Raw genomic sequence first — 22,482 nt, 5'->3', positions numbered from 1 at the left:
AAAGCCGTGACTTTCCATCATACCATCTCCCCCATTCCGCCCCGCCCGGTGCGAGCGAGCAGTGCAAAAAGTGCAGGATTGTCGGCTTTACGGCGGACGCTGTCATAGCGCCCGGCACACAGGCGGACTTGCCATATACCGGTTTCAACCCGCCAGGTGAGTTGCGCGGTTGTGACCTTCCGTGAAGGTTTAAGCGCCTCATGCGCGGCTGCCAAGGCCACCAGCAACCGCGCCCTGCTGGCCTCGCTGCCAAGCCGCGTTAGCGCAACGTCCCACGCGGCCGCGAAGCCTTGCGCGCCGGGCTTGTCTCGCAAACGATAGGCTGTCTCGCGCGCCATCGACACTTCCCGCGCTGCCCGGGCTACCGAACGCGTGGCCGCCAGATGCCCGATAAACTCCGCCTGGCGCAGCGGTGTCCACCCAGCCGCGCGAAGGCGCAGAGGCACGGCATGAAAGGGCGGGATGGGAATGCTGCGCGCGCGGGAGTGGCGATCGGGTGGAAGATAGTGCTTCATCCGGGAGGGTAAGGCACAGTTGGCGGTGTGTAGGAAAGGGTTTTTCGTGTCTGATTGCGTGCGTGGGATGGACGAGGGAAAACCCAAACCGGGATCAGGTTCGGGCGTAAAGTTATGTCCGAATGTGGGGTGGAAAGCTGCCTTTCGGTTTAACCAACACTCATCACACCTGCGGAGAATGCTGAAATTCCCGCAATAAAACTAAGCCCCGAGCAGGTCGTGCTGAATGTGCGAATAAACGACCTCTTGGCTGTCTTACGACGCAAGAGCAAGCAGGCGAAAACCGTAAAGAAAAACATGGCTGCTGCCGCCCACATTCGAGCGCCGTACTCAAGTGGGGAAACAATCATCATAATTAAAGCAACGGGAAAGCAAGCAAGCCAAACGCCCACAGCCGCATTCCGAAATGCAATATCACTCGTCCGCTTAGCAATGACCCAACTTGGTTCTTCGCTCGTTTTCATGACGAATTCTTATCCGCTTGCATCAATGTCCGCAACGGGTCGCTAACTACCTGTCGGCTTCTGGCACCTGCGATGCTTCACCTAAGCGTCAAGAACTAGGGTGGGAAGCGGACATCAGTTGTTGTATCGACCGGTAGTGAAACTACTCATCGCCTGTCTCACTGCCGGCCTGCTCGCAAGTGGGTGCGAACAAATGCAGCCTATGCTCGCGGAAGCAGGTTACACTCATGACCTTGGCGAATTCGAAGTTGAACGGATCGGTTTTGTTCGAGAGATGCCCGGGCCGGGAGATGGATTTGACGGTGGCGGTTACCTAAAGCTTGAACTTGCTTCCGCACACCAACTTCCGGTTGGGTATCCGACCTATTGGATTGGAGTCGCATCAGACTATTGCCCGCTAGTCGATGATCACAAGCTTATCTCATTCGGGGAGTTTGATAACGGGGGTGGAGGCTTCTGGGATCGTTCGAGCAGCCAGCCTATCGAAAAATCCGAAGATGGGGCGTATCGTTACACGATTTATGTAGTGCGCGCCTATCCGCCACCCGGCAAGACCCATGACGATTACGGGACCCCGCAATCGGGTCCAAATGCCCAAAGCGAGTATGACATCATCATCGATGAGAACGATTTGTGCCTACAAGTCTTCGGTGGCGATCACTACAACGTGTTCGCTCGATCGTCGGTCATCAGTGTGAAACATGAAGCCATTCGTGCCGCTGCAATTGAGGCGCGATTAATAGAAGCGCCATAGAGGTTCAACGTCCGCATTAGGGTCGTAAGCGGGAGGTCCGCTTCTCGCTCACTCCACAGGCGACTGGAACGTCACAATCGGGGTGGAATGCGGACATGAAGACGAGCCCAATCGGGGGCTAAAATGCGCAATTTAAGAATAAACCTTCGGGGCCGCTTAGCTTGGCGGCAAATTTATGGCCATTTATTATCGTGAAAATCTCATCCACTCCCACTCCCGGTCGGTAGTGATAACCGTTTATGTCGCCAAAGATATTGACGCAGGACACTTCGGATGACGACGTAGTTTGGTCGCGCGACGCCCTGCAATCCAGCCCATTGCCTGTCCATTCTTTCCCTTGAAGCAGGCGAGCGTTGATGGCGCCGTAATTCCGAACGAAGACATCTACTCCACTCCTAGTTGCGTGGAAGAAGAGGTGATCAACATCCGCCGAGTGAACGCCTGGCCCAGATACGGTATATCCATCATCTTCATCGAGTATTGTGATGACAGTGCCAGCCGCATCAACATAATGAAAAGCTTTACCGGTAACATCACAGGCTTCATCACCTAGCGAACGATTATAGCTATGTTCGCAACTGGTCGTCAGGACGACCCCAACCAACGCAATACAAAGCTTCCAAATCGCTTCCATAAAATCCCCCTAGAGAGCGGTAGGCTAGCGATAGACGCCGATAGTCCGCAATGGGGTCGTTAGCAGCCCCTCCACACCTCACCCGCCAGCGTGGTAGAAATCGTAGATCTGCTGCGCCACGCCTTCGCTGATACCGGGCGCGCGTTTGAGATCGTCTAGCGCTGCCGCTCTTACTTTTCCCGCCGTCCCGAAGTGCAGCAGGAGCGCGCGCTTGCGCGAGGGGCCGATGCCGGGGATCTCGTCCAGCGGTGATGCGGTGATGGCACGGCTGCGCTTTGCGCGGTGGGCACCGATGGCGTAGCGGTGAACCTCATCCCGCAGGGTCTGCAGATAAAACAGCAGCGGTGAATTCACCGGCAGCGTCTTTTCCCGCCCATCCGGGAAGTGGAACACCTCGCGCCCCTCCCGCCCGTGATGCGGGCCCTTGGCAATGGCGATCAGGGGCACATTCTCGATCCCCATTTCCGCCAGAGTGTCGCGCACCGATGACATCTGGCCCTTGCCTCCGTCGATCAGGACGAGATCGGGCCATACGGTTTCGTGGCTATTCGCCTTCCCCTCCTCGCCATCCGGATTTTCAGCGAGGTTGCGGAAGCGGCGGCTCATCACTTCGCGCATCATGCCGAAGTCGTCATTGGTCTGCGCGCTCTTGATATTGAACTTGCGGTACTGCCCCTTCTCGAACCCTTCCGCACTTGCCACGACCATCGCGCCAACCGCCTTCGTGCCCTGGATATGGCTGTTGTCGTAAACCTCGATACGCTGCGGGACGTCATCCAGTTCAAGGAATTCGGCCAGTTCGCGCAGAACCTTCGCCTTCGTACCGCTTTCGGCCAGCCTCCGGTCCAATGCCTCAACGGCATTGCGCTGTGCCTGGCTCATCAGCTTCCGGCGCGTGCCACGCTGCGGGATCGAGATCACCACCGAATGTCCCGCCTTTTCAGCCAGCGCCTCTGCAACGAGTTCCTGTTCAGCAAGTTCGCGATCGACCAGTATCGTACGCGGAGGAGGCACTTCCTCGTAAAATTGCAGCAGCACGTCGGACAACACCTCGTCCATGTCGAGATCGCCGATATTGCGCGGATAGAACGTGCGGTGCCCCCAGTTCTGCCCGCCGCGAATGAAGAAAGCCTGCACGCCTACTTGCCCACCCTTGGCTGCGAGTGCGAAGACATCCGCGTCGCCGACCCCCTGCGCATTGATGGCCTGGCTACCCTGGATGAAGGTTGCTGCACGCAAACGGTCGCGCAGAATGGCGGCGGTTTCGAAATCCAGATCTTCGGCCGCCCTCGCCATCTGCTTTTCGATCTGCGTCTGAACGGCGCCCGATTTGCCGCCAAGGAAATCCTTCGCTTCGCGCACGAGGCTGGCGTAGCCCGCTTCGTCGATGCGGCCGACGCAGGGGGCCGAACAGCGCTTGATCTGGTAGAGCAGGCAGGGCCGGTCGCGATTGTTGAAAAAGCTGTCGGTGCAGCTGCGGAGCAGGAACAGCTTCTGCAGCGCGTTCAGCGTCTTGTTGACGGAACCGGCGCTTGCGAAGGGGCCGTAATAATTGCCCTTGGCCTTGCGCGCACCGCGGTGCTTCATGATCCGCGGATAGACATGATCGGCGCGCAGCAGGATGAAGGGGAAGCTCTTGTCGTCGCGGAGCAGCACATTGAACGGCGGACGATAGCGTTTGATCAACTGGGCTTCGAGCAGCAGCGCTTCTGCTTCGGAATTGGTGGTGACGATTTCCATCGCGCGGCACTGGCTGATCATGCGCTGGATGCGATTGGACAGCCCCTTTACTTGCGTGTAATTCGCCACGCGCGCCTTCAGGCTGCGCGCTTTCCCGACATAGAGCACATCCCCTCGCGTATCGAGCATACGGTAGACGCCGGGCCGGGGCTTCAGGGTTTTCACCGTATCGCGGATCGCCGTGATACCTGCTTCGAGATCGGGCTGCGCGCTGGCCACGACCTTGGTCGCGCTTTCCTCGTGAAAACGCTCCTTGCCTCTCGGATCGTGTGGAGAACCGGCTTTCGTACGCGACATGGCGGTGCAGATAGTGCGAGGCGAGTGCTTGTGCAAAGCAGCGTTTGCGGCCATCCACCGCGCGATGGACGGGAAACCACTCGCACCGCCGCGGACCATGGGGCTGTTCGGCGCTTCACTATTGCCGGTGAACGGCATGATCGGCGCGGGGATCTTCGCCCTGCCCGCCACACTGTTCCTGGCTGTGGGCGACTTCGCGCCCTGGATGATACTGCTGGGGGGCCTGCTGTTCCTTCCTCTCACGCTTACCTTTGCCTGGCTGTCGGCGCGGTTCGAACATTCGGGTGGTCCCATACTCTATGGCGAAGCGGCGTTCGGACGGTTCGTCGGTTTTCAGGCGGGCTGGGCGCGTTATGCCAGCGCCATCGTTACCGTGGCGGCAAACACGCATGTCATGGTCTCCTATCTCGCCACGCTCTTTCCCGTGCTTGATGGACCGGTACTGCGCCCGCTGCTGGTTGCAGGCTTCATTGGCTTCATTACCATCGTGAACCTCTTCAGCCTGAGAAGTTCGGTTGCCACGCTGAGCGCCCTCACAGCCGTGAAGCTTCTGCCCCTGTTGGCCTTGATCGTTGCCGGGCTATTCGCCGGCGATCCGCGTGCGGGGCTGGTTCTGCCTGAATTCACCGATGCCGAAAGCGTGGTTCTGCTTACATATTACGCTTTCATCGGCTTCGAATATGTCGTGCTGCCCGCAGGCGAAATGAAGAACCCCAAGCGCGACGTGCCGCTGGCGCTGGTCGCGATGCTGGGGGCGGTCACGCTGCTCTACATGCTGGTGATCTGGGCCTATATCGCCATCGATCCCGGCGTGGCTGCGGATTCCGAAAACCCGTTGGCACTGGCAGCCGATGCGGCAATGGGTCCGGCAGGCGCGATCGCCATAGTGATTGCCGCGGCCTTCAGCATCGGAGCGAATAATTTCGCAGGCGGCATCAGTCTTCCCCGGATGACATTCGGCATGGCCGAGCGGGGCATGCTGCCACGGTGGTTCATGGCCGTGTCGCCAAGGCTTGATACTCCGGTCAACTCGATCCTGTTCTATGGCGCCGCGAGCATCGCGTTCGGTCTGTGGGAAGGTTTCATGGTGCTGGCTTTGGCGGGCACGCTGACCCGCCTCCTCACCTACCTCATCGCAGCCTTCGCTCTGCCGGTGATCGAACATCGCGAAGGAAGGATCGATCCGGTACATGGCTTTGTGTCGATCCTCACGGTGTTGAGCACACTATGGGTCGGCACCCATGCCGATGCACAGAGCTGGCAGGTTTTCGGCGGTTTGGTCGTGGCGGGAACGCTGCTCTATTTTGTCGCGCGGCAGGAACGACCGGCTGAACCGCTCGCCCCGCGCTGACATGGCCAGTTTCGACGCGATAATTCTCGGCGCGGGGGCCGCCGGATTGATGTGCGCGGCGCGTGCCGGTCAACGGGGCAAGCGCGTCTTGGTGCTCGAACGGGCTGAAAAACCGGGTAAGAAAATCCTGATATCGGGCGGCGGTCGATGCAACTTCACCAATATTGGCGCCGGACCAACCAATTACCTCAGCGCCAATCCTCATTTCGCGAAATCGGCGCTGGCGCGTTATACCTCGCGCGACTTTCTCTCGCTTGTAGAAAGCTACGGCATCGCGTGGCATGAAAAGACGCTCGGCCAATTGTTCTGCGATGGATCGGCAAAGCAGATCGTTGCCATGCTACTGGAGGAATGCGCACATGCGCGTGAGAGTGGCGGCGACGTAGAGGTCCGCTGCGGCGAGGAAATTGCGTCGGTCGAACACGACGGCCTATTTAAGGTCACCACTTCGGCTGAAACATCAACCGCGCCCGCTCTTGTCATTGCGACCGGCGGACCATCCATCCCGAAAATGGGCGCCACCAGTTATGCCTACGAATTGGCGCGCCAGTTGGGCCTGAAGCTGGTGGAGCCCCGCCCTGCGCTCGTTCCGTTGACACTCGGCGGCGAAGAGGTCCTGTTTCGCGACATTTCCGGCGTGTCCGCGCCCGTAGTGGCCACCGCCAACAAGGCCTCCTTTGCAGAAGCAGCGTTATTCACCCATCGCGGCTTGTCTGGTCCGGCGATCCTTCAGGCCAGTTCGTACTGGCGACCGGGCGATCCGCTGCTGGTGGATTTCCTGCCCGACCAGACAGCTGAGTGGCTGATGGACGCAAAGCGCACCAGCCCGCGTGTCGGCTTGAAGACGCAGTTGCGTGAAGCTCTCCCGGCACGGCTGGCCGATATCCTAGCCGACAAGATCGGGATCGAAGGCGACCTCGGCAACGCGCCCGACAAGGCTTTGCGCAGCGCAGGTGAGCGGTTGAAACGCTGGGCGTTCCATCCGAACGGCACCGAAGGCTTCGCCAAGGCCGAGGTCACCGTCGGCGGTATCTCCACTGCCGAACTGTCGTCCCGCACAATGGAAGCGAAGCGCCTACTAGGTCTGTTCGCCATTGGTGAGGCAGTGGATGTGACCGGCTGGCTTGGCGGTTATAATTTCCAATGGGCTTGGGCTAGCGGCGTCGCAGCGGGCGACGCGCTGTAAACGCTCGCCCGCGCTAACCCGCCAGCAATCAGAAGACTTTCCGCAGCTCGAGCGAGACCACACGTCCTAAGGGGTCGACGAGGTCAGGCTGATAGCCCAGTGGGACTATTCCGTTCTCATCCGTCACACGCTGCCGGGCGTCGAAGATGTTGTCGACCCGAAGCGAGAGGCGCGCTCCCTTGAAAAAGCCCGGTGTCTCACCGGTGAGCCACTTCTGCTCCTCGAGATTCATGAACAGGCGCAGGTCGAAAGTGGCAAGGTCATGGAACGTCAGTGTGTCCACATCGGTGCCGCTGGCATAATTGCCCGACAGGCGCAGACCCATGCCCTTGTGGAACAGCCCGCCTTCCATGGTAAAGTTATGGCGGCTGATGCCCGATCCGCTCAGGGCGTCCCCGTTCAGTAGATCGAGTTCCGGAATGCCAGGCGCGATCAGCGCCGAATTTTCGAGCTCGATCGTGTGATAGAGCGACAAGTTCCAGCGTCCTTGACCGTCGCCACCGCCCCGACCGCCGCGTCCTCCGCCGCCACCACGACGGCCGCCTCCTCGCGCCTCACCAGCTCCGGACGAACCGGCAGTACGTGTTTCGGCTCCGTCTTCGCCGGCTTGCGGCGAAGCGCAGACCCGGCTGCGCAACTCGTTCAGCCGGGCTTCGTCGATCTGCCCATCGGGGCCCGTCAGCCGCTCACGGATGCGTTCGGGCAGTGCGGCAAGATCGACCGGGGTGGAGGCGGACGGATCGGCCGCGTTCCAACCTGTGCAAAGCGCTTGGCGCATCGCGGCCATTCGCTGCGGATCGGGCGCACCATCCGCGCTGCAGAAGCGTTCGCGCATCTGTGCGACACGGGCCGGATCGATCTGTCCGTCTTCGCCGCGCAGTCGCTGCTGCATCTGTTCTGGCAATTGAGAAATATCGGGCTCTGCGCCTTCCTTGCAGAATTGCGCGCGAATTTCGGCGAACCGCTCGCTGTTGAAGCCGCCACGGCCCTGTCCTGCTCCGCCCTGTCCCGGTGCCGATCCTTGTCCTCCGGCAGCGCCCATGCGCGCCATGAAGCCTCCACGCCTTCCGCCGCCGCCTTCGCTCTCGGGGGCGGGCTTGCCGACTTTGCCGAAGAAGTTGAAACCGTAGCGGATGCGCGAAGAATTACGTTCGGCAAACGTCACCGGCCGCCGATCCAGTTCCACCAACTGCCCATCCACGCGCGTCACGCGATCAGGGAATGCCGCCTCGATGGCTGGTGTCAGGACGGGGAAGCTTTCGGTCACGTCGTCCGAACGGTTGCGAAAATATTCGACGCGGAAATTGGACCTGTCGAACAGATCGAAATCGTAGGAAGCGGACAGTTTGATGTCGCGCTGTGTCTCCGCAAGCAGATCCGGATTGCCGCCCGTGACGACGTTGGCCAGCACCGTGTCTCCCGTGACAAAGTCGAACACCGGGACGTTGACGTCGACGATCTGCGGCGATCCAAGCTGGGTCAGGCTCGGTGCGGCCTCGCGCACGGTGTAGCTCGCCTGCAACGACAGGCTTTCCGACGGCCGCCAGTTCAATCCGGCATTCCAGTTGGTCAGCGTCCCGAAATCGGAAAGGTCGTCGATGCCGCCGCCCAGATCGAGACTGAGTTCGCCCAATGCGCCGAGGAAATCCTCGCGCGCGCTGGCAAGCGGTATACCCAGATTGACCCCGGCAAGCGCGCGGCGGCGGTTGAGCGATGTTTCCAGCCCGTTCGTACGCGTGTCTGTGCTGTCGATTCCATTGAGCTTGTACCCGACCTTGGCGGTCACATTGACCTCGCCGCTCGGCAGCAGGATCGGCTGCCCCGTGAGCGTGGCGAGTGTATCGATCGTATAGGTCTTGCTGCGCGCCTCATCGAAACCAGCGCTGGGAACGGCTCCCAGATCGCCCGTGATGTCGATCTCGCCCGCAGCGGCCGCTGCCACCAAGCCGCTCGTATCGCGTCGGCGATCGATTTCCGACGTGCTCCAGCCGCGCGCCGCATCCAGCGTCAGGGCAAGGTTCCAGTCGCCCACAGGCGCGTTCAACGAACTGCCCAATGAAGCGGTGGTCGAAGATGTCCGGCGCGTGATCGGATCGGCATCGATCGCGCGCAGTTCGGTGTTACCGTCGGGATCGGTCAGCAGCACCGTATCCAGCCCGGACAGCGATCGGGTGACGCTGCGCTCCAGATTGCCGTTGATCGAGAAAGTCGGCGCCCGCGCGCCTTCCCCGAAACTGGTGTTCCAGGTTGTCTCGAGCTCGAACCCTTCGCTGTCGGAGGCAAGGCTGCGAAAGGCGGCAGGATCCGGATCGGACGCCACGGTCGGCACGCTGTTTTCGGTCTGGATAATCCCGCGTTCGGCTTCCGTCAGCATGGATGACGTGTTGAATTCCGCACCCAGCAACAGACGGTCGCCGCCATTGATAGTCAGCTGCGAATATTCCGCTTCGCCGCTCGACCGGCCCCCGGCCGTTGGCTGCCCGTATTCCAGTTCTACCTCGCGGCTGGCGAAATTGTCCTTCAGGATGAAATTGACCACGCGCTGATCGGCGGGATAGCCATATTGCAGGGCGACCTCTTCCGGAAATACCTCTACCTTGACGATCGCTTCGGGCGGATAGCGGCGGAACTCGCGGAAGCTCGAAACGCGCCGTCCGTTGACCAGGAAGACCGGACGCCCGCTGCCGCGGCCGCTGGCCGATCCCGTCTGGGGTCCCAGTTGCTCGATCAGGTCAGCCAGCGAATCCGCACCGTAGGCGGCAATGTCCGCCTCATCGAGTTCGACCACCGGCGGGACATCGGTCTGCACCTGCCCGCGCACACGTTCGCCCGTTACGATGATGGCATCTTCGGGAAGCGGTTCGTCCTGCGATCCGTCCTGGCTTGTCGCAGGTGCGGGATCGACATCCTGTGCGAAGGCCGGCGTGGCGAGCGCAATGGTCAGCGCAAGTGCGGAAATACGGGGGAGATAGTGCATGGAAAGCGTTGTGATCCTGTCTCAATTCTCTTCCGTCCCCGGCAGCATGGCTGGACGAGGCGGAGCCGGCAGGCAAGAAATGTCGGGTAACAAAATGTCGCGCCAGCCTTGCGCCGCGCTTAACGACCGAGTCTTCCCTTTTGTCCCTACTGCCGCTATGGGCGCGCGACACAAATCGACCAACGGCACAGTCCAAGGAACTACATGGCGAAAGAAGAACTTCTCGAAATGCGCGGCAGGGTGGTGGAACTGCTGCCCAATGCGATGTTCCGCGTCGAGCTCGAGAACGGCCATGAAGTGCTCGGCCACACCGCCGGCAAGATGCGCAAGAACCGTATCCGCGTGCTCGTCGGCGACGAAGTGCTCTGTGAACTGACGCCCTACGATCTCACCAAGGCACGCATTACTTACCGCTTCATGCCCGGTCGCGGCGGCCCCGGCCCCCAATAAGCGCACGTGGGCCAGCCCACCCTCGTTCTAGCATCGGCCAGTCCCCGCAGGCGCGAGCTTCTCGCCCGTCTCGGGTTGACGCCTGCTGCCATCAATCCCGCGGACATCGATGAAACGCCCCATAAGGGCGAATTGCCGCGCGACTATGCAAAGCGCATGGCGCGCGAAAAGGCGCAGGCTGCCGCCCCCGGTGACGGCCACGTACTCGCCGGCGATACGGTCGTCGCCGCGGGCCGCCGCATCCTGCCCAAGGCCGAAGACGAAGCCACGGCCCGCAAATGTCTCGAACTGCTGTCGGGTCGTCGCCACCGCGTCCTTTCCGCCATCGCCCTTCGCGCACCGGACGGCGCCATCCGTGAACGGCTGAGCGAAACGGTGGTAATGTTCAAGCGCCTCTCGTCCGCCGAAATCGACGCCTATCTCGCCAGCGGCGAATGGGAAGGCAAGGCAGGTGGCTATGCCATTCAGGGCATCGCGGAAGGGTTGATCAGCCGGATTCAGGGCAGCCACTCGGGTGTGGTTGGCCTGCCTCTCTATGATACGCGCACATTGCTGCGCGCCGCTGGGTTCGACATTGCCTGAATGGCAGGTCGAAGAGGGTATCGGCGAACGCCGGGCCCTGCTGCTTGATGGCGAAACACCTCTCGCCGCCGGCCTCCACTGGCCGGGTGAAATCCAGGCGGGCGATGAATTCGAAGGCAAGCTGCTGCGCAAGACAGGCGCACGAGGAACCGCGCAACACCCCTCCGGCCGCGAGGTTCTGGTGGATAAACTTCCGCGCGATGCAAGCGAGGGCGCAAACTATCTTTTCGCCATAACGCGCGGCGCGATGACGGAACGCGGACGCTTCAAGCTCCCTGCCGCCCGGCCGGTTTCGGCGATTGCTGGCACAATATCTGACCCGATGGCCAACGCCAGGTCGGTCCGTCGCTTCCCCGCGGCGGTCTGGGAAGATATCTGGCATGCTGCATCTTCTGGCGAGGTCGAGTTCGCCGGCGGCTCGCTACTCTTTGCGGTGACGCCGGCCATGACGCTGATCGATATCGATGGCGACCTGCCTCCGCGCGAACTGTCCCTCGCCGCAGTTCCGCAAATCGCGCGCTGGCTCACGCTCTTCGATCTTGGCGGCTCGATCGGGATCGATTTTCCAACCCTCCAGACGAAATCCGACCGCAAGGCGGTGGATTCGGCGCTCGAAGAGGCGTTGTCGGGTTTTTCCCATGAACGCACGGCAATGAACGGCTTCGGCCTCGTTCAGATTGTTGCCCGGCTCCACGGCCCTTCGCTGCTGCATCGTTTCGCGACCTCGCGCATAGGTATGGCAGTCCGAATGGCGCTACGCCGCGCCGAAATGGTCGAAGGGCCCGGCGCGACATTGTTGACCGTTCATCCCGCGTTGAGGCCCCGGCTCGGGCCCGAATGGATCGCCGAACTCGAGCGGCGCACCGCGCGCCCGGTGCGCATTGCGATCGACCCGGGGCTTGCGATCGAAGCGGCCACTGCCCAGATCGTTCCGCATGACGACTAGATCCCGCCCTTGCCCGATCTGCAAACGGGCCCGCAGCGAAGAATATGCGCCGTTCTGTTCCAGCCGCTGCCGCGACCGCGATTTATCGAAATGGTTTGGCGACGGCTATTCCGTGGCCGGGCGGCCCGCCATGCCCGAAGAAATCGCGGCGAAATTCAGCGGCGGCAAGGAAGAGTAGAAATTCCCCCCTTGCCAAGGCAGACGAGCTTCGCCATAGGCGCGCTCTCACTGCTCACGGGGCCCTTTCAGGCTCCATAGCAGACGCAGTGTGCCCGGGTAGCTCAGTGGTAGAGCAGACGATTGAAAATCGTCGTGTCGGTGGTTCGACTCCGCCCCTGGGCACCACTTCTTCTCCAGCAAATCGAATTCGATGGCCTGACTTCGGTCTAGTCGCCAAACGGGCGCGCGTTCGGGTTGATCCTTGACCGGTGGCGCCCACAACTTCGTCTACGCTGCGGCGGTCACTTCATTTTTGCCAACGTGTGGATGGTGGCGGCAAATGGAGAATGTATCGCAATTTGCGGATCATCAATTCAATACCCCCTTCGCCGATCTCGACAATAAGCAGAGTTCGGTGGGAGCTGGCGAAATGCCACCGTCTCTCGGCAGGTTCAAACGCAAATATCTTCCCACATAATCCAATAAGTTATTGCGATCCAAATGAAGCGGCGACAATGCAGTCGTTCTTTGGGTTTGGAATCAGATAGATGGCGATTTTTAATAGGGAGAGAGGCGGAACATTTCATCAGCGATTGCATCGTGTCGTTTCATTACTGACCGGCTTTTGGGTCATTACGGCGAGTGCATCTGCTAGTGCGGCAGGGGATGAACTGATGATTGTGCCTTTATCTACTTTCGCTGAGCTGGATCAGGCGTTTTCGACCGAGCTCACTGCGTCGAGTGACACAGCTCGAGTGCTCGTCGCGCCAGGCGCTTATCTTGAGGAAGCCACTATTGCCGACTTTGATCGCGAGACGGTCGACTATCAGGAGGTTGAGAACCATGTTCCAGTGACGGTTACGACGCGAGACGACTTCGAAAATCCTGCGCGCCGGAATTACGCGTCGTTCGGCGAGGATGTGAAAGCTATCAAATGGGAATTTGCCGCGGTCGCCGGTTACTACACTGCAATCAATGCGCCCAAGCTATTGAAAGACCCGCAATGGCCAAGCTTTCAAAGCGAGGGCTGGTTTGGCAGATCAACCAACAATGTCGGCGTCGATAAATTGGCTCACGCGTACTCGGCCTACGTGATCAGCGAGTTGCTTTACGGCCGGCTCAAGCGAAATACGAATGACGCTCCCGGCATCGAAATCACGGCTGCGGCTCTTGCTTCGGGTGTCATGCTTTGGACAGAAGCTTTCGACAGCATAGAGCCGACCAGCGGCTGGTCCTGGGAAGATGTGACGTTTAACACGATGGGCGCCGGATTTTCTCTATTGCGCAATTCCGTTCCCGGATTGGATGAGAAGTTGGATTTTCGTCTGATGATCGAACCCAACGACGACATCTACACTATTAGCGGTAAGGAACATTTTCAGCAGCAACGCTATTTCCTGGCGCTCAAGCCGGCCGGCTTCGAAGCCTTCGATAATAGCCCGCTGCGGTACCTCGAACTGCATCTGGGCTATCACGGAGATGATTTCCTCCTGGAAGATAGGGCGGCCGGTATCGTCCCGAAGCGGCATATTTTTGTGGGGTTGGGTATCAATCTACGAGAATTGCTCTTCAAGGATTCAAAAAGTACGGTCGGGAAAGCGGCAGGCGAAGTGCTGGATTATTTCCAACTCCCCTATACTGCAGTCCATACTCACCTGACCGATTAACGTATTGACGCTGAGGAACCTCGCACGGTTCCGTGAAGATGACCGCATAACTCGGCTTCACCGCTGGTATGCATCCTGCCCCTTACCCGCGACGCTTCCCCTCCACCCCCGCGCAAGCTAGGCACGCCCTATGCATGACACCAGCAGCGCGCTTTCCGCTTTCGACATTGCCGCGATCCTCGTCGTGGCTTCCGCCTTGCTGGGCTGGTTCAACCACCATTTCATCAAGCTGCCCCATGTCATCGGCTTGACCGTGATGGGCGCATTGACGGCCATCGGCCTGATGATTGCGAATGCCTTCATTCCCGCGATTACGCTGGGCGACTGGGTGGCCGACATCCTGCGGCAGCTGAATTTCACCGAAACGCTGCTGCAGGGGATGCTGAGCTTCCTGCTCTTCGCCGGTGCATTGCATGTCGATCTCGACCGGCTGAAGGTCGCCTGGCTTCCGGTTCTCCTGCTTTCGACCGTGGGCGTGATCGTCTCGACCGTGCTCGTCGGCCTGGCGATGTGGGGCGTCGGCCTGCTGCTTGCCCTGCCCGTCGCACCCATCTGGTACTTCGTCTTCGGCGCGCTGATCGCCCCGACAGATCCGGTGTCCGTGCTCGGTGTGCTCAGGGAAGAGAACGTACCTCAGTCCCTGCAAAGCGCGGTGGCGGGCGAAAGCCTGTTCAACGACGGTGTGGGCATCGTCGTCTTCATCATTCTGCTGGGCGCTGCCATCAGCGGCACCGAATTCTCACTGGCCGAAGGTGCGCGGCTGTTCGCGATTGAGGCAGGCGGCGGCATCCTCGTCGGGCTAGCGGCAGGTTATGTCGGCTACCGCGCTCTGGCGGGAATGGACGAATACGCGCTGGAAGTGCTGGTGACGCTGGCTATCGTCATGGGCGGGTATGCCCTGTGCAGCTATCTGCATGTATCGGGCCCGCTGGCCATGGCTGTCGCGGGCCTGCTAGTCGGCAACCAAGGGGTTACCTATGCGATGAGCGATGTGACCCGCGACTATGTCATCAAGTTCTGGGAGCTCGTGGACGAATTGCTCAATTCGGTGCTGTTCCTTCTCATCGGGCTCGAAATGATTGTCCTGGTCGTCGGCTTCGAGGAAGCCATCCTCGCTCTGGCGGCGATACCGCTTACGCTGGCAGCCCGCGCCATCAGCATCATCGTGTCCACCAGGACGATCCCCGCCGCTCGCCTGCAGGACAAGGGTGCGGGACCGGTGCTGTGGTGGGGCGGTCTGCGCGGCGGCATTTCGATCGCGCTCGCGCTTTCCCTCCCGCCCGGGGAAACGCGCGACCTCATCCTTGCCGCGACATTCGCCGCCGTCCTGTTCAGCGTTCTGGTCCAGCGCGCCACTCTGGGCCGGCTGATCGAAAAGCTGAAGGAAGATCGCGCGCCCGCCGTGGAACGGGAAGCCCGCGGCAGTCCGCCCGCATGATTGCTTTCCCCGCCCCCTTCCGGTAAGCGCGGGATCAATCGCCCCGGGGCGTGCGGATCGCGTCGATTCCACCTGCCGGGGCGCACGCTTTTTTGCGCGAAGGAATGCATGCCCATGGCACGTCGCCGCCAGATCTACGAAGGCAAGGCCAAGATCCTCTACGAAGGCCCCGAACCGGGTACGATCATCCAGTATTTCAAGGATGACGCGACCGCCTTCAATGCACAGAAGAAGGGCACCATCAACGGCAAGGGCGTGATCAACAATCGCATCAGCGAATATGTGTTCACCCGTCTGTCGCACATCGGCATCCCCACGCATTTCATCCGTCGCCTCAACATGCGCGAACAGCTCGTCCGCCAGGTGGAAATCATTCCGCTCGAAGTCGTGGTGCGCAATGTCGCTGCCGGCACGCTGTCCAAGCGTCTCGGCATCGAAGAAGGCGAGATGCTCCCGCACACGCTGATCGAATATTGCCTCAAGGACGATTCTCTGGGCGACCCCAAGGTCTCGGAAGAAGAAATCGCCTGCTTCAACTGGTGCAGCCATGAAGAGCTGCAGGACATGTCCAGCATGGCGATCCGCATCAACGACTTCATGTGCGGCATGTTCGCCGCGATCGATATCCGGCTCGTCGATTTCAAACTCGAATTCGGCCGTATCTGGGATGGCGATTACAGCCGCGTGATCCTCGCCGACGAAATCAGCCCCGACGGCTGCCGTCTGTGGGACATCAACACCGGCGAAAAGCTGGACAAGGACCGGTTCCGCCGCGACCTGGGCGGCGAAAGCGAAGCCTATCAGGAAGTCGCGCGCCGTCTCGGCCTGCTTCAGAACGACGATAGCGGCCCCGGCGAAGTGCTCGACATGAACGCCCACCGTGGCCGGCTGCGGACCCCGACCAAGCCCAAGAAATAATCAGACGACGTAGCTGAGCGTCAGCCCGCTCGGCGCGATGGCGAAAGCGCATTCGGGCATGTGATCGCCGTCGACCTGCACCGGCGTCACGCAGCGATCGAACTCGATCCTGCGGCAGGTGCGGATGTCGGCGATCCCCATCCGCGCCAGCGGCAGGCGCAGCAGCACCCCCAGGCTTAGCGCGATCGTGCCCAGCCGCGTCGCGCGTTTCACCGTGATCAATTCGACCGAATCCGCGCCCAGCCGGGCCCCCGGGCTGACCTGGAACGGCCCGGCATAAAGCGCGGCGTGGCTCACGATGGCCGCTTCCGCTTCATATTCGAACCGCTCCCCATCGGCGAGTTCGCCGCGAATGGTCATCGTGTTGCGGGGCCACTCGCGCATCTGCTGCGCCAGCGCGACGACATAGGCATAGCGCCCGATGCGCTGCTTCAGCCTGCCGTCCACCCGCGCAACGGCGTGGCTGTCCGGCCCTATGGAAACGCAGGACACGATCGGCATGTCCCCCAGCCGGTAGAGCGGGGATTGCACCCAGCTCTCCGGCCCGCGCTCCCACGCCGCGCGCACGGCCCCGGCAAAGCGCCGGGGCGACCGCGGATAGCCCAGTTCGCGCGCGACCAGATTGATCGTGCCCGAAGGTGCCACGCAGATCGGCATGCTCCCTGCCCGCTCGCCCAGCGCCTGCACCGTATCGCGCAATGTACCGTCGCCGCCATGGACGCAGACCAGATCGGCCTGGCCGGAAAGGCGCGCGCCTGCTGCCGTCGTCGGCATCGGCGTAACGCGAAAGCCCGCCTCGATCAGTGCATCGCGCAGGGCCTCCAGATGGTCGTCGCTGAAACTGCCCGAAACGGGATTGTAGACGAGGTCGAGCGCAGGCATCCCCCTCCCCTATCGCAGGGCCATGCCGGTGCAAACACGCAGTTGGTGGAACCGGCGATGCCGCCAGCAGAATTTGGTCGCAAGCCGCTTGGCTTTGCCCCCTCGCCCCCATAGCGTGATCTGCATGAAGTCGACCGTTTTTCGCCGCGCGATCGCCGCGCTGCCGCTCCTCGCCCTGACCCAGCCCATCGCAGCACAGGACGATCCCCCCGCCCTTCCGGCCGATACGGTGCAGTCGACGACCGGCTGGGGCCATCCGGTTTACGATATCGCGCCCGATCCAGCGGTCCGCTTCGGCGTGCTCGAAAACGGCATGCGCTATGCGATCCTCAGGAACGGTACGCCGCAGGGTACCGCCGTCATCCGGTTCGGCTTCGACGTGGGCTGGATCGATGAAGGCGAGCAGGAACTCGGTCTTGCCCACATGCTCGAGCACATGGCCTTCAACGGGTCGACCAATGTGCCCGAAGGCGAGATGATCAAGCTGCTCGAACGGCTCGGTCTTGCCTTTGGCGCGGACACCAATGCCTCGACCGGATTCGAAGATACGATCTACAAGCTGGACCTGCCCCGGACCGACCCCGACCTGGTCGACACCGCGCTGATGCTGATGCGCGAAACGGCCAGCGAACTGACCATTGCCGACGAGGCGGTCGACCGGGAACGCGGCATCATCCAGTCGGAAACCCGCACCCGCAACAATTTCTCGATCCGGCGGATCAAGGACTATTTCCAGTTCATCGCGCCCGGCACCCGCTATGCCACGCGCTTTCGCGCCGATGGCACGGATGCTATCATCGACACGGCCCCGGGCGCGACCGTACGCGACCTCTACTCCCGCTTCTATCGTCCCGACAACGCGGCCCTCGTCATCGTCGGCGATCTCGATCCCGACGCGGTCGAAGCCAGCATCAAGGACCGCTTCGGCGACTGGCAGGCCCCGGAAACGCCCCGGGTCGAGGTGGACAAGGGCACTCTCGATCTTTCGCGCGGACCCGCTGCGGCGAATTTCGTCGATCCCGACGTGCAGTATCTGGTCACCATCGATCGCTTCGCCCCCTATCAGGACCGCAAGCCCACCGTGGCGGAAACGGACCAGTCGCGCCTGATCAGCCTCGGTACGGCGATCCTCAACCGCCGTTTGCAGACGATCGCCAACGCCGCCGATGCCCCGATCATCGGCGCCAGCGCATCCTCTTCCGATTTCTTCGACATCCAGCGTCAGGCACAGCTCGTGGTGCAGGCCCGCGAAGGCGAATGGCAGCGCGCGCTCGAAGTGGGCGAACAGGAATGGCGGCGCGCCGTGGAATACGGTTTTACCGATGCGGAACTGGCCGAACAGCTGGCCAATTTCGAACAGCGCTACCGCGATGCGGCAAGCCAGCAGGATACGCGCCGCAACAGCCAGCTGGCAGACGGTATTCTCTCGACCGCACGGCGCGAACGGATTTTCGTCAGCCCCCAGACGACCTACGACCTGTTCCTCGCGCAAAAGCCGTCCATCACCGCGGCTGCTGTCTCACAGGCTTTCGCCCGGCATTATGCTCTCACCGATCCGCTGATCCACGTCTCGACCAAACAGGCGATTCCCGACGCACAGGAAACGATCCTCGATGTCTGGCGGGCCTCGCAGACGCAGCCGGTCGCCGCCCCGCTCGACACCAGCGGGCTGGAATTCGCCTACACCGATTTCGGGCCGCCCTCCGCAATCGCGGACGATACGGTGATCGACGATCTGGGTGTCCGCACCATCCGCTTTGCCAACAATGTCCGATTGAACCTCAAGCCAACCGATTTCGAAAAGGGACGCCTGCGCTTCGCCATCCGCGTCGGTTCGGGCCAGCTGTCCATCCCGGAAGACGAAATCGCGCAGGCTGTCTTCCTGTCTGCCGTCAGTGCGCTGGGCGGGCTCGGCCAGCATGGCTATGACGAACTACGCCAGATCCTTGCCGGTCGCAGGGTCACCTACGGTTTCGATGCGGGCGCGGACATGTTTACCGTGCGCGGCATCGGCACCATGGCCGACCTGCCGCTGCAGATGCAGCTCAGTGCCGCCTATCTCAGCGATCCCGGCCTGCGCCCTGAAATGCTGACCCGCTGGCAGGCTCTCATCCCGCCCTATATCGCCCAGCTCGATGCGACCTCGCAGGCCGTTGCGCGGTCGCAGGTCCCCCAGATCCTGTCCGATGGCAATCCGCGCTTCGGCGTTCCATCGGAAGACAGGCTGGAAGCGGTGACGCTGGAAGACGCGCGCCGTATCGTCAGCGATCGGATCGGCACCGCGCCTGTGGAAATATCGGTTGTCGGCGATTTCGACAGCGATGCCGTGATCGGTGCGGTCGCGTCCAGCTTCGGGGCGCTTCCTCCGCGCGCTGCAACGCTCGACAGTCATGAAAGCGAACGGGTCGCGCATTTTGCCGGCGACCGCAGGGAACGGGTGCTGACCCACGCCGGCGCCCCGGATCAGGCCCTGGCCATGACCTACTGGCCCACGACCGACGATGATGATGCGCAGGAAGAAGCGACCATGCAGATGCTCGCCACCGTCATGCGCCTCGAAATGCTCGACCGCATCCGCGAAGAACTGGGCGCTTCCTATTCGCCCTCAGCGGGATCGAGCATGTCGCACATCTACCGCGACTTCGGCACTTTCTCGACCTCGGTCGTGGTCGAACCGGGACAGGCGGACGAAGTCTTCGAAGTCGTCGATGAAATCGCGCAGGACTTCCGCAGCGCGCCCGTCGACGCCGATCTACTGGAACGTGCCCGCAAGCCGCTGCTGGAAAAGATCGCCCTGAGCCAGCGCGAAAATGGCTGGTGGCTCGGTATCATCGACGAAGCGCAACTGCGCGCCGAACGCCTCGATCGCGTGCGCAGCTACGAAGATCGAATACGCGCGATTACCCCTGAAATGCTTCAGCAGGCGGCCCTGCGCTATCTCGATCCGGCACAGGAACTGCGCATCCGCATCGTCCACGAAAGTCTGGTGGATGCCGAATGAAAAAAGGGCCGGAAGGATCGCTCCTCCCGGCCCTTTTTCGATCGGTTCGATGTGCCTCAGTAATTAATACGGGCAGATACGCCGAACACGCGCGGATCGTTGACGAAAGCGGTATTGTTGTTGAAGTCGATCCCGCCTTTTACATTGTCGGCATCGGTGATGTTGCGCACGAAGGCTGCCAGTTCGAACGTTCCATCGGCCTTGGCATAGCCAGCCCGCAGACCGCCTTCGATCTGGTTGTTCGAATTGAATTCTTCGCTTTCATACAGGAAGAAGTTGGTCTTCCCCTGATATGCCCAGTCGGTGAAGAAGAAGATCTCTCCGGCATTGCCGATCGGGAAGGCATAGCGCGCCGTCAGATCCGCAATCCATTCCGGGGCATTGGGGAACGGGTTGCCGTCCACCAGGGCCCGGGTGCTGCCCGATAGCACGACAGTGGGATCCACGATCGTGCACTGGGCGCAGATGCCGACCGCCAGCGTATTGTCCTCGATCTCGGTGTGGTTCCAGCTCACCCCGGCCGTGATCAGGAAGTTGGGCGTAGCCTGAAACGCGCTGTCCAGTTCGAACCCGTATCCGCGTCCCTTGTCGGCATTGACCAGCTGGACCAGATTGTCCGCCCCGCCGACGGCAGTGAATTGCGGGTCCTTGATCGTGTAGTAATAGACCGCGCCGTTCAGACGAATGCGGCGATCCGCCAGCTCCGATTTCAGGCCGGCTTCATAGCTCATGATCTTTTCCGACGTGGCGACCGAGGGTGCCGAACCGAAAGCGACGTCGCGCCCCTGGATGGTCGGCGCACGGAAACCGCTGGCTACACGCGCATAGATGCTGGCGTCGCCGCTCAGATCGTAGAATGCTGCCAGGTCCCAGCTCAGCCGCTCGTCGGAAACAGTCGTGAACTGCGGTGCCGCACCCGCCACGACCACGAAATCCTTGTCATCTTCGGTATAGCGCAGGCCGCCCGTCAGCTTCAGCGCATCGGTCACTTGCGAACTGACCTGGCCGAATACCGCCCAGCTTTCGTTCGTGTGGTTTACGGTAACGGGAGGCGGGAAGTCGAAACCGACGGTCGTGACGTCGAAATCGCTGTCGAAATAGAACCCGCCGACCTGCCATTCGAACGGGCCGTTCGAATTGGACGCAAGCCTGACTTCCTGGGTGAACTGGTTCAGATCTATCGAATCCTGCGTATCGCTGGGAAACGGAATGAAACCCGGCCCGGTGACCAGATTGCCGCCATCGATGTCGCCGCGGCTGCGGCCCTCGGTATCGGCCCAGCTGGTGATGCTGGTCAGCGTGGCGAAGTCGGCGTCGTAATCGACCTTCGCCGTGGCGATCTGCGCCTTGTAGGCCGCTTCGTTACGCCCGCCCGCATCGTAGAAAACGGTGTCGCGGTCGTAATTGTCGTTCAGGTCGTTGTTACCCGGACCAAGGATGTTCGCCCGGAACAGGGTGGACTGACCGTCGAGGTCGCGCACGGCATAGCTGCCGAGGATCGACAGGCGGTCACTCGGGGTGACCAGCAGCTGCGCTCGACCGGCGATCTCGCTGTAGCCGCCGTACACGTCCTTTTCGCCGGTAAAGCCGTTGTCGACCCAGTTGTCGCGCTGCTGCCACAGGCCGGATACTCGCAGCGAAGCCAGACCCGGTACCAGCGGTACCGTCACGCCGCCATCGATGGATACCGTGTTGAAGGTGCCGTAGCTCAGCGAACCGTTGACGGCGAACTCGTCGCCCGGCTTCACGGTGTCGATCTTTACGATACCGGCCGGCGTGTTGCGGCCGAACAGGGTGCCCTGCGGCCCGCGCAGAACTTCGATCCGCTCGACGTCGAAAATCGGGAAGGACTTCAGCGTCACGTTTTCCATCACCACGTCGTCCATGACGACGGATACGGGCTGCGATGCTGCCAGATCGAAATCGGTATTGCCCAGACCGCGGATATAGAACCGGGGCGCCGCGCGTCCGTTCGAGCTTTCAATGAACAGGCCCGGGACGCGGGCCGAAAGTGCGGTGATTTCGGCGCCTGCATCGAAGATCGTGCGGACCGTGCTCGCATCCAGGGTCGCGGCCGATACCGGCACGTCCTGGAGATTCTCCTCACGGCGGTTCGCGGTCACGATAATCGTGTTGAGCTGCCCGTCGGCGGCTGCTTCCGTGCCCGCCTGATCGGCGGTCTGCGCCATGGCGGGCTGCGCAGCGAAGGCTGCAAAAGCGATAGTGCTCGCCCCGAAAAGATGGGCGGCGGTGGTCCGGATCGTCATTTTGAAGAGGTGTCCTGCTTGAGCGCGCAACTGGGATAGGCGGGCATTTGGAGGGGTACGGCAATCTTCGCCGCACATGCACAATAGCAGGTTGCGAGATGAAATGGAGTTCCTCTCCATCCCATAAGGCAGAATCGTGACAATTGTTGCAGTGGCGCTACAGCCGTCGCGGATATGTCACGCCCCGCGCCATCACCATGCGATCGTTGCGAGGTGCTTGAACGCTCGGCGACGGTGCGCCATAGGCGCGCCAA

Annotated in this window: 18 protein-coding genes and 1 tRNA gene; 12 read left to right on the top strand and 7 right to left on the bottom strand. The window is 61.4% G+C overall.

The window, feature by feature from the left end:
- Window positions 1–17 precede the first annotated feature (17 nt).
- Both AC13F2_RS13100 and AC13F2_RS13095 read right to left on the bottom strand, forming a co-directional pair.
- The gene (locus AC13F2_RS13100; RefSeq protein WP_482965445.1) at window positions 18–515 is read right to left on the bottom strand and encodes a hypothetical protein; all 498 of its coding nucleotides are present in this window, start codon (window positions 513–515) and stop codon (window positions 18–20) included.
- A gap of 149 nt (window positions 516–664) precedes the next feature.
- Complete coding sequence (locus tag AC13F2_RS13095; protein ID WP_103024879.1) at window positions 665–979, bottom strand: hypothetical protein; 315 nt, start codon at window positions 977–979, stop codon at window positions 665–667.
- 136 nt (window positions 980–1,115) lie between these two features.
- On the opposite strand from AC13F2_RS13095, the gene AC13F2_RS13090 reads away from it, so the two are divergent.
- Window positions 1,116–1,733, top strand: coding sequence for a hypothetical protein (locus tag AC13F2_RS13090; RefSeq protein WP_482965444.1), 618 nt, complete (start codon window positions 1,116–1,118; stop codon window positions 1,731–1,733).
- Window positions 1,734–1,851: 118 nt separating this feature from the next.
- On the opposite strand, the gene AC13F2_RS13085 is transcribed toward AC13F2_RS13090, so the two are convergent.
- Together AC13F2_RS13085 and uvrC are read right to left on the bottom strand one after the other, a co-directional pair.
- Complete coding sequence (locus AC13F2_RS13085) at window positions 1,852–2,367, bottom strand: hypothetical protein (RefSeq protein WP_482965443.1); 516 nt, start codon at window positions 2,365–2,367, stop codon at window positions 1,852–1,854.
- A 78-nt stretch (window positions 2,368–2,445) separates the two neighbouring features.
- Complete coding sequence (gene uvrC / locus AC13F2_RS13080) at window positions 2,446–4,404, bottom strand: excinuclease ABC subunit UvrC (RefSeq protein WP_482965442.1); 1,959 nt, start codon at window positions 4,402–4,404, stop codon at window positions 2,446–2,448.
- Window positions 4,405–4,432: 28 nt separating this feature from the next.
- Here uvrC and AC13F2_RS13075 point away from each other — a divergent pair, with 28 nt between their 5' ends.
- Together AC13F2_RS13075 and AC13F2_RS13070 are read left to right on the top strand one after the other, a co-directional pair.
- The gene (locus AC13F2_RS13075; RefSeq protein WP_482600602.1) at window positions 4,433–5,755 is read left to right on the top strand and encodes an APC family permease; all 1,323 of its coding nucleotides are present in this window, start codon (window positions 4,433–4,435) and stop codon (window positions 5,753–5,755) included.
- Window position 5,756: 1 nt separating this feature from the next.
- Entirely contained in the window at window positions 5,757–6,941 is a 1,185-nt protein-coding gene (locus tag AC13F2_RS13070) for a BaiN/RdsA family NAD(P)/FAD-dependent oxidoreductase (RefSeq protein ID WP_482965441.1), read from the top strand.
- A gap of 28 nt (window positions 6,942–6,969) precedes the next feature.
- Here AC13F2_RS13070 and AC13F2_RS13065 read toward each other — a convergent pair whose 3' ends face one another.
- Window positions 6,970–9,918, bottom strand: a complete 2,949-nt coding sequence (locus tag AC13F2_RS13065) for a TonB-dependent receptor domain-containing protein (RefSeq protein WP_482965440.1) — start codon at window positions 9,916–9,918, stop codon at window positions 6,970–6,972.
- Window positions 9,919–10,122: 204 nt separating this feature from the next.
- Here AC13F2_RS13065 and infA point away from each other — a divergent pair, with 204 nt between their 5' ends.
- From infA to purC, 8 genes are all read left to right on the top strand, one after another.
- On the top strand, window positions 10,123–10,368 hold the full coding sequence (infA, locus tag AC13F2_RS13060) for a translation initiation factor IF-1 (protein ID WP_007163491.1): 246 nt from the start codon (window positions 10,123–10,125) through the stop codon (window positions 10,366–10,368).
- 6 nt (window positions 10,369–10,374) lie between these two features.
- Window positions 10,375–10,950, top strand: a complete 576-nt coding sequence (locus tag AC13F2_RS13055) for a Maf family protein (RefSeq protein ID WP_482965439.1) — start codon at window positions 10,375–10,377, stop codon at window positions 10,948–10,950.
- Window positions 10,904–11,896 (top strand): ribonuclease E/G, encoded by a 993-nt coding sequence (locus AC13F2_RS13050; protein WP_482965438.1) that lies wholly within the window; start codon window positions 10,904–10,906, stop codon window positions 11,894–11,896. Before AC13F2_RS13055 ends, AC13F2_RS13050 begins: the two co-directional genes overlap by 47 nt.
- A complete protein-coding gene (locus AC13F2_RS13045; protein WP_482965437.1) occupies window positions 11,886–12,074 on the top strand; it encodes a DNA gyrase inhibitor YacG in 189 nt (62 codons plus the stop codon). Before AC13F2_RS13050 ends, AC13F2_RS13045 begins: the two co-directional genes overlap by 11 nt.
- Window positions 12,075–12,166: 92 nt before the next feature.
- A tRNA-Phe gene (locus AC13F2_RS13040) sits at window positions 12,167–12,241 on the top strand.
- Between the two features lie 362 nt (window positions 12,242–12,603).
- Window positions 12,604–13,722: a DUF2279 domain-containing protein gene (locus AC13F2_RS13035; RefSeq protein WP_482965436.1), complete on the top strand. Its 1,119-nt coding sequence runs from the start codon at window positions 12,604–12,606 to the stop codon at window positions 13,720–13,722.
- Window positions 13,723–13,852: 130 nt separating this feature from the next.
- Window positions 13,853–15,160, top strand: a complete 1,308-nt coding sequence (locus tag AC13F2_RS13030) for a cation:proton antiporter (protein ID WP_196846562.1) — start codon at window positions 13,853–13,855, stop codon at window positions 15,158–15,160.
- Between the two features lie 114 nt (window positions 15,161–15,274).
- Window positions 15,275–16,078, top strand: coding sequence for a phosphoribosylaminoimidazolesuccinocarboxamide synthase (gene purC / locus AC13F2_RS13025; RefSeq protein ID WP_103024888.1), 804 nt, complete (start codon window positions 15,275–15,277; stop codon window positions 16,076–16,078).
- Here the strand turns inward: purC and AC13F2_RS13020 are convergent, their stop codons facing one another.
- The gene (locus AC13F2_RS13020; protein ID WP_482965435.1) at window positions 16,079–16,960 is read right to left on the bottom strand and encodes a diacylglycerol/lipid kinase family protein; all 882 of its coding nucleotides are present in this window, start codon (window positions 16,958–16,960) and stop codon (window positions 16,079–16,081) included. It lies immediately after the preceding gene.
- Between the two features lie 124 nt (window positions 16,961–17,084).
- Here AC13F2_RS13020 and AC13F2_RS13015 point away from each other — a divergent pair, with 124 nt between their 5' ends.
- Window positions 17,085–19,961, top strand: a complete 2,877-nt coding sequence (locus tag AC13F2_RS13015; protein ID WP_482965434.1) for a M16 family metallopeptidase — start codon at window positions 17,085–17,087, stop codon at window positions 19,959–19,961.
- 56 nt (window positions 19,962–20,017) lie between these two features.
- Here AC13F2_RS13015 and AC13F2_RS13010 read toward each other — a convergent pair whose 3' ends face one another.
- Window positions 20,018–22,228 (bottom strand): TonB-dependent receptor, encoded by a 2,211-nt coding sequence (locus AC13F2_RS13010; protein ID WP_482965433.1) that lies wholly within the window; start codon window positions 22,226–22,228, stop codon window positions 20,018–20,020.
- Window positions 22,229–22,482: the final 254 nt, after the last annotated feature.

It is taken from the genome of Qipengyuania sp. L-5Y (genome assembly GCF_056859455.1).
Note: the sequence above shows the minus strand (reverse complement) of the source record. Positions and strands in the feature narration are given on the sequence as shown.

Excerpts from the sequence above, each read along its gene's own strand:
- AC13F2_RS13100 (WP_482965445.1), bottom strand. The coding sequence starts at position 515 with ATGAAGCACTATCTTCCACCCGATCGCCACTCCCGCGCGCGCAGCATT.
- AC13F2_RS13095 (WP_103024879.1), bottom strand. The coding sequence starts at position 979 with ATGAAAACGAGCGAAGAACCAAGTTGGGTCATTGCTAAGCGGACGAGT.
- AC13F2_RS13085 (WP_482965443.1), bottom strand. The coding sequence starts at position 2,367 with ATGGAAGCGATTTGGAAGCTTTGTATTGCGTTGGTTGGGGTCGTCCTG.
- uvrC (WP_482965442.1), bottom strand. The coding sequence starts at position 4,404 with ATGTCGCGTACGAAAGCCGGTTCTCCACACGATCCGAGAGGCAAGGAG.
- AC13F2_RS13070 (WP_482965441.1), top strand. The coding sequence starts at position 5,757 with ATGGCCAGTTTCGACGCGATAATTCTCGGCGCGGGGGCCGCCGGATTG.
- AC13F2_RS13065 (WP_482965440.1), bottom strand. The coding sequence starts at position 9,918 with ATGCACTATCTCCCCCGTATTTCCGCACTTGCGCTGACCATTGCGCTC.
- infA (WP_007163491.1), top strand. The coding sequence starts at position 10,123 with ATGGCGAAAGAAGAACTTCTCGAAATGCGCGGCAGGGTGGTGGAACTG.
- AC13F2_RS13050 (WP_482965438.1), top strand. The coding sequence starts at position 10,904 with ATGATACGCGCACATTGCTGCGCGCCGCTGGGTTCGACATTGCCTGAA.
- AC13F2_RS13045 (WP_482965437.1), top strand. The coding sequence starts at position 11,886 with ATGACGACTAGATCCCGCCCTTGCCCGATCTGCAAACGGGCCCGCAGC.
- AC13F2_RS13035 (WP_482965436.1), top strand. The coding sequence starts at position 12,604 with ATGGCGATTTTTAATAGGGAGAGAGGCGGAACATTTCATCAGCGATTG.
- AC13F2_RS13030 (WP_196846562.1), top strand. The coding sequence starts at position 13,853 with ATGCATGACACCAGCAGCGCGCTTTCCGCTTTCGACATTGCCGCGATC.
- purC (WP_103024888.1), top strand. The coding sequence starts at position 15,275 with ATGGCACGTCGCCGCCAGATCTACGAAGGCAAGGCCAAGATCCTCTAC.
- AC13F2_RS13020 (WP_482965435.1), bottom strand. The coding sequence starts at position 16,960 with ATGCCTGCGCTCGACCTCGTCTACAATCCCGTTTCGGGCAGTTTCAGC.
- AC13F2_RS13015 (WP_482965434.1), top strand. The coding sequence starts at position 17,085 with ATGAAGTCGACCGTTTTTCGCCGCGCGATCGCCGCGCTGCCGCTCCTC.
- AC13F2_RS13010 (WP_482965433.1), bottom strand. The coding sequence starts at position 22,228 with ATGACGATCCGGACCACCGCCGCCCATCTTTTCGGGGCGAGCACTATC.